Raw genomic sequence first — 14,896 nt, 5'->3', positions numbered from 1 at the left:
TTCATGGTTACAATTTATTGTATTAAGACAGGGCCAAAAAATTGCATGAACTTTGAGCCAAACACTCCAGGTTGTCTCACTTGCCTACATCCATTTTGCTATCGATGCGGTTGTTGCTTCATGTATGCCGTCATTCGTGGTGCAGCTATTCCCCTTCTCCTACAGACGAATCCGCTGTTCCTTCTGTGCTCTCGGCAGGAGGGTTAATGCTTTTCCCCTCAAGTACATCATGAATCATTTGCTTCGCTTCTGCAAGCTTATTTTCATCCACATAAATGTAAGGGCTCACCCAATTGCCATCAACGGATATATAATGAATGTTGCTGCGATCGATCATGAGATACGTCGTCAGCACAGAACGCATCTGTTCAGGTGTCATATCTACCTTGAAATTATCCGCGATCGCATCAATAAGGTCGGTAACCTTCGCAATGCCGCCAAAGGATTGCATCTTGCCAATAAGCTCCTGCAGCACAGCATTCTGCCGAACATTGCGATCAAAGTCTGTCGTTCCTTTTGTCATAGGGCTGCAGTTAGACTTGCGGTAACGTACGAAGTCAAGCGTTTCCTGACCATTCAGCGTCTGCTGGCCGGCCTTCAGATTGATGTTCGTGCCGTCAGCCCGGTCGCGGTAGCACATGTTCTGGTCAACATTCACGTTCACTCCGCCCAGCGCATCAACAGCGTCGACAAAGCCTTGGAAGTTGATGACTGCTGCATGATCCAGATCCATGCCCATATATTGGCCAAGCATGATCTTCATCTCATCTTCTGGTGTAGCACTGTCCAGTACACCTTTTTTCTGCAGCGAGTGAAAATTCGGATAAAAATGATTCAGCTTGTCTGGTCCATATCCAGGAATTTGAAAATAGGTATCCCGGGGCAAGGAGACAAGAACTGCTTCTTGCGTATCCGGATGAATCGCTCCAACCATCACAACATCCGTTCGCAAGCCTGGAAGCTCCTTGCGGTAATCAATTCCCATGAGAATAAACGAGAACGGTTCTTCCTTTACAACGACTGGTTCCTTGCTGCTATTTGAACTGGAGCCGCCAGCTGTATTCGGAACAGTCGAAATCCTTCCCAAGGAATCGTTTCCATATTTAATTAAATAGCCTGCATACACAAGAATAGCAAGCAGCATAAGAATGAGAACCGTAAATAATACCTTTAGCCATGTTGCCATGCCCTTTTTCTTCTTTTTCTTGCGTTTGCTTTGAGTGTGTCTAGCATGTCGCGGTGGGTAGTTTGCTTGATGATTCATGCGTAACCTCACTTACTCGTTATATTTCGGATTACTTTCAATATCACGCCACAACTGTTCCGCACGTTCGCGGTCTATCTTGACTTGAGATTGCTGCCCGTCTAGCTCATAAGTGATCGTATAAGTGTCATCCTGCGTAGAATCTTCCTCTGCTCGGATATTCGTAATGCTGTGGTCCTCTTCAAGCATAGCAGAAAAAAAATAAAGCGTATCCAAAGCAGCTTGATCTTGAGGTCTATTCTTCGACACAATATCCATCTGCAGCCAATTAAACAGTGCATCTTGAAGCTTCATCCACACAAAACCTCCCTTAGCCTCACTTCATCGTACGTTTAGGAGTGCTGCTCCTTCTTCTTTTGTCGAGCTTCGACAAAGTAACGAACACGAACCATGAACATTAAGGCTACAGCTACAAGCAAGCATTGAAGAATGGGCAGCTTGTCGATTTGGAAGATTAATAACAAAAAACAGCCGATAGCCATGAGGACATGGATAGCGACTTCTTGCAGAATCGGCAGTTTACGAACTCTAAACACTTTGTTGAATATGTACATCACACACAGGAAAATGAGCACGTAACTGACAAGGGGGTGTTCAGCCAACCAAGTTTGCATGATCTTACACTCCTTTGATAGCAAAAGTGTGTTCTCATTCTAAGATGATTGGGGGCAAGGGAGAAAAAGCCTTCTCCCCTGCCGCACCTCATGATGTCTGTTATAAACCTAAAGCAACGATATGATACTAGACTGCCAGCCTGCAACAAACTTCGCGTTACGCCTCTGCATTCTTGCGATGCTTCTCTGCACGTTCACGCTCACTCTTGTTCAGAATCTTTTTACGAAGACGAATCGACTTCGGTGTAATTTCACAATACTCGTCATCGTTCAAATATTCAAGCGCTTGTTCCATTGAGAACAGACGCGGTGTCTTCATTTTGACGGTCTCATCCTTTGTCGCAGAGCGAACATTCGTGAGCGCCTTCTCTTTACAAATATTAACGACGATGTCATTGTCACGCGTATGCTCGCCTACGATCATCCCTTCATACACTTCTGTACCCGGGGTGACGAACAATGTACCGCGATCTTCAACAGACAAGATACCATACAAAGTAGAGCTTCCTGACTCAGTGGACACGAGCACGCCCTGGTGACGGCCGCCTACCTGACTGCCGACATAAGGACCATAATGATCGAACGCATGGTTCATGATCCCGTAGCCGCGTGTAAGGGTAAGGAATTGTGTACGATACCCAATCAATCCGCGTGCTGGAATAATGAACTCAAGTCGAACATTGCCATTGCCGTGGTTGACCATATTGACCATTTCCGCTTTGCGTGATCCAAGGCTCTCCATTACAGCTCCCGTGGACTCCTCAGGAACATCGATTAGCAGACGCTCCATGGGCTCGGACTTCTGGCCATCAATCTCACGAATAATAACCTCAGGCTTGGACACCTGTAGTTCATAGCCCTCGCGACGCATGTTTTCAATCAGAATCCCAAGGTGAAGCTCACCGCGGCCTGATACGACAAAGGCATCCGGGCTGTCCGTCTCGTCTACTTTCAAGGAAACATCGGTTTCAAGCTCCTTAAAGAGACGCTCACGAATCTTGCGCGAAGTAATCCACTTGCCTTCACGGCCTGCGAATGGACTGTTGTTTACAAGGAATGTCATCTGAAGCGTCGGCTCATCGATATGCAGCACTGGAAGCGCCTCAGGCTTCGCTGGATCTGCAATGGTCTCGCCAATGTTGATCTCCTTAATTCCCGCGATAGCGATAATATCGCCTGCCGCAGCTTCATCACGCTCAATGCGCTTCAAGCCTTGGAAGCCGAACAGCTTCTCTACACGCGCTTGCTTCAATTGTCCTTCACGATTAATAACCGTAACTGGCTGTCCTTGGCGGATCTTACCGCGGTTCACGCGTCCAATCGCAATTCGTCCAAGATATTCATTATAGTCAAGCAGCGTTACAAGGAACTGAAGTGGTTCTTCTGGATCTTCTGTAGGAGCTGGAATATGCTCAATAATTGTATTATAGAGCGCCTGCATATTCTCATCTTGCTTCTCTGGTTCAAGACTTGAAGTCCCATTCAAGGCAGAAGCATATACGACGGGGAATTCCAACTGCTCTTCATTCGCATCCAGTTCAATGAATAGGTCAAGCACTTCATCGATGACTTCAGCTGGCCGAGCGTTTGGACGGTCAATTTTGTTAACAACAACAATAGGAGTCAAGTTATGAGCAAGGGCTTTACGAAGGACGAACTTCGTTTGCGGCATACAGCCTTCAAACGCATCTACTACAAGCAATACACCATCTACCATCTTCATGATACGCTCTACCTCGCCGCCAAAGTCAGCGTGTCCTGGTGTATCCACGATATTAATCAAATGGTCTTTATACGTGATCGCTGTGTTTTTAGCAAGAATGGTAATACCGCGTTCGCGCTCCAAATCATTCGAATCCATTACGCGCTCTTGAACCGCTTCATTGTCTCGATACGTTCCAGACTGCTGGAGCAGCTTGTCGACAAGTGTTGTTTTGCCATGGTCGACGTGAGCGATAATGGCAATATTACGAATATGATCTCTTTGATGCATACAATCAATCTTTCCTTTCTTCTACAAGCAAAATGAATGGAGCATTTATGCTGGGCTTCTTATCTTCGCCACAAACCGAATCGGGGGCCGAATACAAGCACGACACCGACCAGAATCAGGAATAAGGCAATCAGATAAACGATTAGACCTACAAAGAGAGTAAACAAGAGCAGCAAAGCGCTGATCCCAGCAAGCGCTATGGCAAAAGCGTATACCCCTCGTTGGGCATAAGGATCCAACTGACAATATCCAAATAACCCAACAGCAAGTCCAAATGGAATGAGTGGCCATAGATAAGCAAACAATCCCCAGCTTACCCAATGACAGATCATGAATAGCAATCCGTACACCAATAAGGCACCTGCAGGCACGAAGGCCACCGCGGGAAGCATTCTATAGCGAATGAGCACATACAGCGCTGCTCCTGCCAAAAATACAAACAACGGCCACAACGTACCTCCGAGGAAGGAGAAAAACCCCCACTTCCCAAGCAATATAAATAAGCCAGCTGCAATAATGACAATACCAATTGCCGGTTCTTTTCTGTTCAAGCGTAGATCACCTCTGACATCCATGACAATAATGGACAAGGATGAAAGGACGCAACCGACGTTTTTCGCGCCCATTTTACTTTTACTAGTGTATATGATCCATTAAAAAATTACTACTATCCTCAAAAAAAACTTCCCGGCCCCGCCTGCAGCGGCTATGGCATCGGAAAGCTTAGTTGGTTGATGTTAAGCAGGATACAAGACATGTTGTATATCATACATACCTGCCACACTCGTCACTTATTATCCGTTCGCTGCTGGTTGCCGCTTCATCCATAAGCCTAAGACAAGCACCAATAACGTGAGTATCCAAGGCAGGCTGGCTTGCAATGATTGCCATACACTTGGCATCCATACGGACAGCCTCATATCCCCTGCAATCATCTCGCCTGCTGTAAATCCTAAGATACCCGCTCCAGCATAGACCAATATCGGGAATCGCTTCAGCCAAGTGCTGATTAAGGTGCTCCCCCACACAATAATAGGTATGCTTAGCGCGATGCCCATCACCAGATAAGGAAAATGCCCCTTAGATATCGCCGCGATCGCAAGCACATTGTCAAGACTCATGACAATGTCCGCCACGAGTATGGTGCGTATGGCAGCAAATAAGCTATCCTTGGCCTCACGCTTATTGCCCTCATGTCCACTATCAGCTAACAGCTGCACGGCAATGACGAATAGCATAATCCCTCCAGCTGCCTGCAGGAGCGGTATGCCCATGAGCTTCATCGCGACTACGGTAAGCGCGATTCGAAGCAGCACGGCGCCAAGCGCTCCCCACCAGGCGGCCTGCTTGCGCTGCTTTTCTTGTAGATGCTGGGTTGACATCGCGATAACAACAGCATTATCGCCGCTAAGAACGATATTGATAACGAGTATTTCGATTAACAGCCAGATTGATTCCACAGCCCGTCCCTCCTCTGTTGTACAGGTGTATGACAGCAGAGATGGAGTTATGACTGCGAAATCCTTCCAATGCGTGTGCGTTTTTAGTTTGTATTGCAGCTTGCTTCCCCGTTCAAAGGAACTAGAACCAGTCGCCTACCTCCTGATTGGAGCTTCCCTCTGATACAGCATGATCCGGGGAAGATGTATGCAACGACTCCTCTGCTTGGTCATGCGGCTGATTATGTTGCTTAAGCAGAGCGTCTGGCTGCTGCTGTCCAGCATACAGCGTGATCATCTCTGTGCGATCAACCGCATCTTGGATGAGATCGTCCAGTTCAGGAATGCGTGCTTCAATCTTCTCCACGATTCTGAGGTTAGGGTTCGTCGCTGGCGACTTCGCAACAAATAGCGTACAGCAATCCTCGTAGGGAAGAATAGACGTCTCAAATGTCTGAATCTGGTGAGCGATCTGCACGATCTCTTCCTTATCCATCGTAATGAGTGGACGCAAGAGCGGCAGCTCCGTCGCTCTGCCAATAACATTCATGCTTCCCAGCGTTTGGCTGGCAACTTGCCCTAGACTGTCTCCCGTTACGAGCGCCAATGCCTTGCGCTTGTCCGCCAGCATTGATGCAATGCGGAGCATCGATCTTCGCATCAAAGTAATCGTCAGATGCTCTTCTCCTGCCTGGTGCAGCTTCGTCTGCACTTCGGTAAACGGCACCATATGGACACGAATCCGGCCAGCATAGTTAGCCAGAATTTGTGCTAGGTCAACAACCTTCTGCTTAGCACGCTCGCTTGTAAAAGGGAAGCTGTGGAAATGCACCGCTTCGATCTCAAGCCCTCGCTTTAAGGCTTGATAGCCCGCAACAGGGCTGTCTATGCCCCCGGAGAGAAGCAGCATCCCCTTGCCGTTTGATCCAAGCGGGAATCCGCCCGCCGTTGGAATTACCTCATGGAACACATACGTGTTCTCTTCACGAACCTCAACATGCAGATTAAACAGAGGCTGACGAACATTTACAGATAGATTCGGAAACTCCTTCAAGATTGGCGCTGCCACCAGATGATTCAATTCTTGTGAAGTGTGAGGAAACTTCTTCCATGCTCTTCTAGCCGTTACCTTGAAGGTAGTGCCAGGCGCTGGATTGTATTCCTCAACCATCTCCATCGCTGTTTTCAACACCGCATCAAATTCAGATGGCGCTCGCTTGACAGGGCTCAGTGACACAATGCCAAAAACATGTCGCAGTACCTGAATCATCTCCTGGATCGGTTCGCCATTCGCCTCAATATATAAGCGTCCGAACTCCTTAATAATCCGTGCTTGTGGGAATGGAGCCAGAACCGCCTTCACATGTTCGTGAGCGGCTTTCTCAAATCGGCTGCGGTTGCGCCCTTTTATCGTAATCTCTCCATAACGGAGCAGTATCATATCGTATTCCATCACTTTTTGACACCCTTTCTTAACGAATAAGCCCTTTAAGCTCGTTCACCGTCTCCGCCAGCGCTTTTGCAATGAGTTCCACCTGTTCAAGCGTCATGTCTGGAGCTAGACTAATGCGAAGTCCGCTCGCTGCCCTAGCGTTGTCCTTAGTCATGGCGGTCAATACGCGGCTTGGCTTGTCAAGCTTCGAGGAACATGCGGATTGAGTGGACAAGATGACGCCTCTCTTCTCCATCGCGTGCACCACCACCTCAGGCTTCATCCCCACAAAAGATATATTGATGATATGGGGCGCACCAAATGCTTCTTCCAACGGGCTGTTTATGATGAGCTGCGGCTGTGTCTGTAGATAATCAACAAGTTGATCGTGAAGCTGTCTTAGCTGTCCATAAGCCGCCTCTTGGCCTTCAGTCGCAAGCCGAACGCCTTTTGCCAAGGCAACGATGCTTGGAACATTCATCGTCCCCGGCCGAAGCCCTTTTTCTTGTGATCCGCCGTACATAAGCGGCTTTAGCGGGAATTGCCCTCGATGAATCAACAAACCGACCCCTTTTGGAGCACGGATCTTGTGACCTGAAAGACTGTACAGATCCACCTTCCAGCTCGCAAGCTCCACTGGCAGCTTGCCTAGGCCTTGAACACCGTCAACATGGAATAGAGCGCGGCTCTCAGCCTTAATGAGCGCACCGAGTTCCTTAAGCGGCTGTATGCTGCCTGTCTCATTGTTAACATGCATAATGCTGACAAGCGCTGTATGGGGCTTCAGGGCGAGCTTCAGCTGCTCTGGCTCGACTAGGCCTGAGGCATTCACCGGCAAATAGGTGACCTCCACTCCCTCACGCTCCAGCTGCTCATAGCAGGCGTACACGGATGCATGTTCAATCTTGGATACAATAACATGCACTGGCTTTCCTTGTGACTGCATGGCGCGAACGACGCCAAATACAGCAAGATTGTTGCTCTCTGTGGCTCCAGAGGTAAACAGCACCTCCGAGTGCTTTACTCTGAGCGCTTCTGCAATCACTGCTCTAGCGCGCTGCACAAGCTGATCAGCTTGTCCTCCCCACTCATGAATGGAGGATGGATTCGCGTAGATGCGTTGTGTCACTTCGGTTAACGTCCGGATCACCTCAGGATGAGGAGGTGTTGACGCGCTATGATCGGCATAAATAACCGATGTTGTACTCATGTGATTACCCTCCTTATCATTAGGATGACCGTAAAGTCAGCATACCCGTTCCATTAACAGCAAAAAAGATCAAAACAGATGGCAGGCATCCGTTGTTGATCCAAGAGTCGATCAATATAACATTCCTATTGTACACGTTTTGGTGTCAAATCTCCATCTTTTTAACGATCAGCAATTCAAGATTACACGTAAAAAAGAGCGTGAAAGAAATTACCCTCACGCCCTTGCAGGAGCTAAATGAACATTATCGCCATCAAAAAGGCAACAAGTCCGAGCACGGCAGCGGTAAAACCAGCTGTTTGGCTGCCTTGAAAGTAAGCAAATACCCCTAACGCAATACTGGTAAGTCCCATAATAAAAGGGAAAAAGAAAAAAGAGACAAAAGCGAACAAAACGGCAACGACTCCAATAACAGCGGAGAATGTTTTGGATTCTTCCTCAGCTTCCGCATTGACCTCGCTTAAGCGACCAGCCGACAACGGAGCCGTCAGCTCTTGAGCGATCTCTTCCTTATAGGAATGAGCTTCTGCTTGTTCAGCACGTTCTCGTGTTCGCTTTATGCGACGGCCTTGGAAACGATAATCATGCTTCATGATTCATCACTCTCTTTTCAGCAGCCGTTAGCATCTTTGGGCTTAAACGTCTTGCAGCAGGTTACAGAAGATGTGGAAGCACAATCTTGATGAAGACCATTAAGCTCATCAGCATATTCCTCCATCAGTTTCGTTGCATGAGCGTCAATATCAATGGCAATTGAAGCTGCCTGGCATTTATTTCCTTGTCCCCAAAAATGACAGTTTGAAACACTGCATTTCACAAATGTCTCCTGTGTCATGATATCACCTCCATTATGAGGTTCTCCTGAAGAGGTGAAGGGTACTCCCGACAACTGATTCCAACTTGCGCTAACAAAAAAAAGAGCTTCCCCTGAAGGAAGCTCCTATATCAATTTATATTTATATCGTAAAAATATCATCCACGCCTCTCATCCTTGCCGCAAGGCTGGGCTTCTTTAGCCAACCAGATTACTTTGTCCCCTGCATCTTGCGCTGCGTCAAATAATCGCTTTCAAAATAAGACAATTCATCTCGCAGCTCTTCAAAGATCTTATTAATCTCCAAGACAATATCACGTACAGGGCGAATCGGCTTCATGCGGAAACGAATTGCATCTTGTCCGGTATAAGCATAGCGTCCATCCTCGGAGTAGCATTCATTCTTAGGATAGAAGTAGGCATTGACCACTTGATGGTATACATCATACAGCGCTCGTTCAGCAAAATCCAGATCGAACTTCGCTCTGCGAAGCGTTACACCCAACTTCTCATAGCTGACTTCAGAGAATACAAGCAAATGGCGAAGATCACTTAAGAAACCTGTATAGAAGCTTACCGTTTCTTCCTCTTGCACGTCTTGAACAAGCTCCGGCAGCGTGTGCGTATTAAGGAAAGACTCCAATTTTTCATTTACAAATTTCAGTTTCTCTCTTGAGACTTCACAAAGTTGCTTCACATTGGATGCTGGCATGTCTGCTCCCCCTTAAACGATCCTTTTAAAAAATATGGCTGGCAATTAATCATGTATGTAGCTTCAATTTGAGTATGAATGCTTGCACCAACATCCTACCACAATTTTATAGGAAAGGGTACTCCTTTCCACCCAAACTTTCCCTAAATTACACATCTGCATAATCTGCATCTCTTCGTTTCAACCTACATCATGAGGCAATCATTTGCATGACCAGAAATGAATTCAAGGATTAATGGAGGGATACGCAATGCGTAAAGGGACCGTAATCGGACTTACTGCACTAGGAATTGCCGTACTGGCTGTTCCTTTGTTGTGGAACAGCACAGGCCCGTCCAACAAGCAGGCTAAGGTGCACACTGCTTCTGCTGAACGCATATCAAAGCAGCATATTCTGCAGCAGGATGTCAATATCACAAGACAGCTCTCACAGCACGATGCCATGAACGATATTCAAACAGGGCTTGCAGAGTGGTCGACATTAAGCGCTCAGCAGCTAACAAGCAAGATCCGATCTTTTGTTGACGCACATCCGCATGTTGAATATGTGTATTGGATCAACAAATCGAACAAACAAGCCATCTCTAGCGGCAGCATCCCGCATAAGGATAAGCCCGAGGTATACAAGAAGCTTACGACCTACATACGCGCTGGCGAGCGTCATGTTAGTCTAGGCAAGGAATACCGTTCTCCTAATCTGCAGATCAATGGAAAGCAGCATGTCGTTATAGGTATCCCTAAGAGCGGTGCAGCTTCTCCGTTTGGCGTTGTCGCGATCGTAAACCAACAGGTGGTCGAGAATATTCGCAACCATCAGCTTCGCAACCTGCGGATGGTTCCTTATCCAAGAGAGCATAAATATCAGGTCAAATCAGTGGACACGAACTCCATGAAGGATATTGCCGTCAAGGATGGAGAAGACAATCAGGGCACTAGCCATTACTATAAAGATGAATTGGTCGTTCGGTTCCGCACGCCTCCTACCGAGGAGCAGCTGAATCAAATCAAACAGGATATATCCTGCACCCATGTGCGTAAATCAGGATATACTTACATTTTCAAGTCCAAAGCAATGGGGATGGAAGAGCTGAAGCAGTACTTCTCCCAGTATGATCCGATGTATACGGAGCCGCATTATCTGTATATGACCAATGATATAAAACGCCCGGACGGAACACCTACCAGCCTCAATGCCCGCACGTTCCGACCGATGGCAGACAATACATCGAACGAGCCCAACGATGTGTTTTATAAGCCTTATCAATGGAATCTTCCTCTGATCAAAGCGAATGAAGGCTGGTCGCTGACAAAGGGAAGCGGCGATGTGACCATTGCCGTGGTCGATACAGGGGTAGATACGAAGCATTGGGATCTAAAGTCCAAGCTGCTAAAGGGTTATAATGTCATTGATCCTAATACAACGCCAAACGATGATGTTGGGCACGGCACCCATGTCGCAGGCATAATTGGGGCAGAAGTCAACAATCACGAGGGTATTGCCGGCATGACTTGGAATAATCCTATCTTGCCTGTGAAGGTATTGGACAGCACAGGAGCTGGCACCTCGTATTCTGTCGCAGAGGGCATTATATGGGCTACCGACCAAGGGGCGAAGGTCATCAACCTGAGCCTTGGCAACTATGCAGACGGCGCTTTCCTTCATGATGCGGTCAAATATGCATACGACAAGGATGTCGTGCTGGTTGCTGCTACAGGCAATGACAATACAAGCCAGCCTGGTTTCCCGGCAGCCTATCCCGAGGTGTTCGCTGTCTCTGCAACGAATCAGGACAACACGAAGGCCAGCTATTCGAATTACGGCAACTATGTCGACGTGGTTGCGCCAGGAACATCTATTGCCAGCACCTATCCAGACAACCAGTACGCAGCCTTATCCGGCACATCCATGGCCGGGCCTCACGTAAGCGCTCTTGCTGGTCTCATTCGATCCATCAATCCGTCGCTTCGCAACACAGAGGTGTATGATATTATGCGTCAAAGCGCTGCTGACTTAGGATCTGGGGGGAAGGATAATTATTTTGGCTACGGCGCGATTGACGTCGAACGAGCACTGAGCATGGCATCACAGCGTCAAAGCTCGCTGTCGATGTATCCGCAAAACGTAGACCGCAAGCTGTCAAGCATGGTATCACGCTTTCTTAATAAGCTCGGATCGCATCGATAATGATCTAAGTCATGGGTGCATCGTTGTGTGCCTGTAGCGATATTACCTGATAGATGAGCATGAGCAGAACGGACATTGTCTCTCCTATTGATTAACCTTGACACACATATATGCGTATAAAAAGGGTGCTTCCTCGTCTTAGTGACGAATGAAGCACCCTTGTTAAATTGTAGTAATAAGTTGCAGTGATGGAAAGCTTGGCATAAGCCGGGTTCTGTACCGTTCGTGGTGTTGCGGGAACAACCCTTCCACTACTAGGAGACAATCATCTATCTAGGCGGCATATTGCTAAGCCGCTCAAGCGACCAACCCAGACACACCTCGGGCTAAGGCTGCCCTTCGCAGGGCATGTGTCTCATTAGGTCTTGCTCCAGATGGGGTTTACCAGGAACGAAGTCACCAGCGTTCCTCGTGGTCTCTTACACCACGGTTCCACCCTTGCCTGTGCCGCAAGCGGCCATCGGCGGTCCATTTCTGTGGCACTATCCTTCAACTTGCGTTGACTGGACGTTATCCAGCATCCTGCCCTATGGAGCCCGGACTTTCCTCTCGTGAGCTACCTCACCAGCGATTGTCTGACAAACTTTCCGGCAACATTCGTAAGTATACTAGGTTCGCAAGAGAAACTCAATACTCAACTTTTACATAAAATGAAAGGGTTCGGTAGCAATATTAGATGCATGGAAAGTGGTCTTGGCACCTTGTTCCACTGCCATACTTTGAAGACGATCTGTTACGCTCTTCTTCATGATCTTCTCGGCATTATGGCCTGGATCGATGATGCATAAGCCAGCGACAAGCGCATCATGCGCAGTGTGATAATCGATATCGCCCGCTACCAGCACATCGGCTCCATGGAACAATGCATGCTTCACACTTCTACCGCCTGATCCTCCGAGAACGGCCACCTTTCGTATCTCGCGGCCCAGATCGCCGACTACACGGACATAAGGGACCTCGAAGCGCTCCTTGACAAGCTCAGCGACTTGAGCAAGAGGCTTAGGCTGCTCCAGCTTGCCGACTCTTCCAAGCCCATAGGATTTGCCTTCCAGGCTTATTGGATAGAGATCATAAGCGACCTCTTCATAGGGATGAGCCTTGAGCATAGCTCGAAGCACACGGCTTCTGATCGATGAGGGTATAATCGTTTCGATGCGGACTTCCTCAACGTGCTCAACAGTCCCTGTCGTGCCGATATAAGGATTTGTCCCTTCCAATGGTTTGAAGGTCCCTGTTCCTTGAAGATTGAAGCTGCAATGACTGTAGTCGCCGATATGCCCAGCTCCTGTATCCAAGATTGCAGTACGTACGCTGTCCTCATGTGTCTTAGGAACAAAGACGACGAGCTTCTCAAGCTTGTCCTCCCCTGTCTTCCACAACACCTTTGTTCCTTGCAAGCCAAGCGCATCAGCCATCAAGTCATTCATTCCGCCATCCGCAATATCATAATTGGTATGACTAATATATACCGCGATGTCATGCTTGATCAGTTTCTCATAAAGGCGTCCGTGAGGGGTATCGGTCTGCAAGTCCTTAAGAGGTCTGAAAATAATCGCATGGTGCGCAATGATCAGCTCTGCGCCCAGAGCAATCGCTTCATCCACAACCTCTTCTGTCACATCTAGCGCAATCAGCACTCGATTGATTTCCCGCTGCAGCGATCCTAGCTGAAGCCCGATCCGATCATCAGGCACGGCGAGAGATTTCGGTGCTAGTTTTTCCATCCATTGAATGATCGTCTGTCCTTTTGCCAGCATGCTACAATCTCCTCCAATGCTTTTTTATACGCTTCGAATTGTTCACGCTTCACCTTTACTTCTTCTGAGCTTGTTGCCGCCATCGTAGCCAGAATCTTGTCCTGCTTCGCAATTTCACTGCTCCACTTTCTTATAAGAATATCATTAGGCTCGCGGATAAGATGTGGACCAAGCTGCATGAGCCACTGCCGATCCAAGGTCACATTCCCTAGCTTCTGCTCTGTATACAGCAATTTATCCTCTACGCTGAAGGTGTCTTCATCTTGCTTGACAGCAAGTAGAATCTCATATATCTTTCCGTCTTCCTCCAAAATATGCTCCTCGACAAGAAGCCAGCCGTGCTTACTCAGCCAGCTTCGGACAAACTCTTCCCCTACATTAGGCTGAAGCACAAGCGTGCTCACGCCTTCCAGCTTGGCAGAATCTTTATCGAGTATGCTTGCAATCAGACTGCCGCCCATACCCGCAATCGTTATGCAGTCTACTTCGTTAGGAGTGAGAACAGCGAGCCCATCACCCAGCCTGACTTGAACTTGATCTTCAATCAAGCTGCCTTTAACTTGACGAAGAGCCGCTTCATAGGGACCTTGATTGACTTCACCAGCAACAGCAAAAGGCACAATCCCTACTTTGACCAGATAAGCCGGCAGAAGCGCATGATCTGAGCCGATATCCGCCATACGGCTTCCTTTTGGCACAAGATCAGCAATACATTGTAAACGTCTAGACAGTTTCATTGTCACGAATCCATTTCACCCACTGTTTTCGAAAATAAAAAGCGATAAGAAAAAGCGTTAACAGCTTGGCGAGCAGAATGCTCTCCACTTGAACAAGCCAGCTTGAATCAATATCAGAACGAAAGAACTGCATCAGTTCTGGCGCGATGATGCACGATAGTGCGCTTAGCAGCAGCGCACCTGATAAGCCTCGCTTCTGCTTATGAACCATCCAAGCCAGCCAAACCAGCAAGAAGCTTTCGGGTATCCACAGCCACTGCAGCAATAGACTGTTCATCTCTGGCAATGTCTTCATAATCATGAGGGCGTAGACGACAGCTCCGTGCATCACGCCTATCCACTGAATCCAAGCGCTTCGAATCATGTTACCGCATAGGCACCACAATGCAGCAGCCAACAGCAAGAAGCCAATCCGATAATAATGCCATTCTTCTGCTGTAATGCCTTCAAGCTGTGTCAATATCCAGTAACCGCCGATGCTTAATACAGTCAGACCCGCTCCCATGAGGAAGGAACGTGCTGCCGCGTGACCTTCTTTTACTTTTACCGCACGAATGCCTAATAAAAAAAAGAGGCTTCCAACGGTCAATATTTGCAATGGCAAAGGAAAAACGGTAAAATAAATTCCAACAATACAAATGAAGGCAATACTGATAAAAACAGTCAAACTTTGCCTCATTGTCAAGGACAGGACTTTATCGGTCCAGTGCTGTTGCGAATGACTTGATTGAGCTTGCGC

Annotated in this window: 15 protein-coding genes and 1 other RNA gene; 1 reads left to right on the top strand and 15 read right to left on the bottom strand. The window is 47.8% G+C overall.

The window, feature by feature from the left end; translation table 11 throughout:
- Positions 1 to 145: 145 nt before the first annotated feature.
- The 11 genes from B9Y93_RS01810 to B9Y93_RS01760 all read right to left on the bottom strand — a co-directional run bounded on the left by B9Y93_RS01810 (position 146) and on the right by B9Y93_RS01760 (position 9,478).
- The gene (locus tag B9Y93_RS01810; RefSeq protein ID WP_085492646.1) at positions 146 to 1,264 is read right to left on the bottom strand and encodes an LCP family protein; all 1,119 of its coding nucleotides are present in this window, start codon (positions 1,262 to 1,264) and stop codon (positions 146 to 148) included.
- Positions 1,265 to 1,276: 12 nt separating this feature from the next.
- Complete coding sequence (locus B9Y93_RS01805; protein WP_085492645.1) at positions 1,277 to 1,558, bottom strand: hypothetical protein; 282 nt, start codon at positions 1,556 to 1,558, stop codon at positions 1,277 to 1,279.
- 38 nt (positions 1,559 to 1,596) lie between these two features.
- Positions 1,597 to 1,878, bottom strand: a complete 282-nt coding sequence (locus B9Y93_RS01800; RefSeq protein ID WP_085492644.1) for a YlaH-like family protein — start codon at positions 1,876 to 1,878, stop codon at positions 1,597 to 1,599.
- Between the two features lie 157 nt (positions 1,879 to 2,035).
- Positions 2,036 to 3,871, bottom strand: a complete 1,836-nt coding sequence (typA, locus tag B9Y93_RS01795) for a translational GTPase TypA (RefSeq protein ID WP_085492643.1) — start codon at positions 3,869 to 3,871, stop codon at positions 2,036 to 2,038.
- 59 nt (positions 3,872 to 3,930) lie between these two features.
- The gene (locus B9Y93_RS01790; protein ID WP_085492642.1) at positions 3,931 to 4,422 is read right to left on the bottom strand and encodes a glutamate synthase; all 492 of its coding nucleotides are present in this window, start codon (positions 4,420 to 4,422) and stop codon (positions 3,931 to 3,933) included.
- 243 nt (positions 4,423 to 4,665) lie between these two features.
- Complete coding sequence (locus tag B9Y93_RS01785; RefSeq protein ID WP_085492641.1) at positions 4,666 to 5,331, bottom strand: TerC family protein; 666 nt, start codon at positions 5,329 to 5,331, stop codon at positions 4,666 to 4,668.
- A 121-nt stretch (positions 5,332 to 5,452) separates the two neighbouring features.
- Entirely contained in the window at positions 5,453 to 6,763 is a 1,311-nt protein-coding gene (thiI, locus tag B9Y93_RS01780) for a tRNA uracil 4-sulfurtransferase ThiI (protein WP_085492640.1), read from the bottom strand.
- A 19-nt stretch (positions 6,764 to 6,782) separates the two neighbouring features.
- The gene (locus B9Y93_RS01775; protein WP_085492639.1) at positions 6,783 to 7,952 is read right to left on the bottom strand and encodes a cysteine desulfurase family protein; all 1,170 of its coding nucleotides are present in this window, start codon (positions 7,950 to 7,952) and stop codon (positions 6,783 to 6,785) included.
- 233 nt (positions 7,953 to 8,185) lie between these two features.
- Complete coding sequence (locus B9Y93_RS01770) at positions 8,186 to 8,545, bottom strand: hypothetical protein (protein ID WP_085492638.1); 360 nt, start codon at positions 8,543 to 8,545, stop codon at positions 8,186 to 8,188.
- Positions 8,546 to 8,562: 17 nt separating this feature from the next.
- Positions 8,563 to 8,787: a DUF1540 domain-containing protein gene (locus B9Y93_RS01765; RefSeq protein ID WP_085492637.1), complete on the bottom strand. Its 225-nt coding sequence runs from the start codon at positions 8,785 to 8,787 to the stop codon at positions 8,563 to 8,565.
- A 190-nt stretch (positions 8,788 to 8,977) separates the two neighbouring features.
- On the bottom strand, positions 8,978 to 9,478 hold the full coding sequence (locus tag B9Y93_RS01760; protein WP_085492636.1) for a DUF3907 family protein: 501 nt from the start codon (positions 9,476 to 9,478) through the stop codon (positions 8,978 to 8,980).
- A 250-nt stretch (positions 9,479 to 9,728) separates the two neighbouring features.
- Here B9Y93_RS01760 and B9Y93_RS01755 point away from each other — a divergent pair, with 250 nt between their 5' ends.
- Complete coding sequence (locus tag B9Y93_RS01755; protein ID WP_085492635.1) at positions 9,729 to 11,663, top strand: S8 family peptidase; 1,935 nt, start codon at positions 9,729 to 9,731, stop codon at positions 11,661 to 11,663.
- Between the two features lie 188 nt (positions 11,664 to 11,851).
- Here the strand turns inward: B9Y93_RS01755 and rnpB are convergent.
- The 4 genes from rnpB to B9Y93_RS01735 form a co-directional block, all read right to left on the bottom strand.
- Positions 11,852 to 12,250, bottom strand: an RNA gene (rnpB, locus tag B9Y93_RS01750) — RNase P RNA component class A.
- Between the two features lie 54 nt (positions 12,251 to 12,304).
- Entirely contained in the window at positions 12,305 to 13,420 is a 1,116-nt protein-coding gene (locus B9Y93_RS01745) for a Nif3-like dinuclear metal center hexameric protein (RefSeq protein ID WP_085492634.1), read from the bottom strand.
- On the bottom strand, positions 13,375 to 14,157 hold the full coding sequence (locus tag B9Y93_RS01740) for a tRNA (adenine(22)-N(1))-methyltransferase (protein WP_085492633.1): 783 nt from the start codon (positions 14,155 to 14,157) through the stop codon (positions 13,375 to 13,377). The genes B9Y93_RS01745 and B9Y93_RS01740 overlap by 46 nt, the downstream gene beginning before the upstream one ends.
- Positions 14,144 to 14,824, bottom strand: coding sequence for a hypothetical protein (locus tag B9Y93_RS01735; RefSeq protein WP_139829126.1), 681 nt, complete (start codon positions 14,822 to 14,824; stop codon positions 14,144 to 14,146). The genes B9Y93_RS01740 and B9Y93_RS01735 overlap by 14 nt, the downstream gene beginning before the upstream one ends.
- Positions 14,825 to 14,896 lie beyond the last annotated feature (72 nt).

The sequence above is a fragment of the Paenibacillus aquistagni genome, from assembly GCF_900177815.1.
GTDB classification, from domain to species: Bacteria; Bacillota; Bacilli; order Paenibacillales; family Paenibacillaceae; genus Paenibacillus_B; species Paenibacillus_B aquistagni.
Note: the sequence above shows the minus strand (reverse complement) of the source record. Positions and strands in the feature narration are given on the sequence as shown.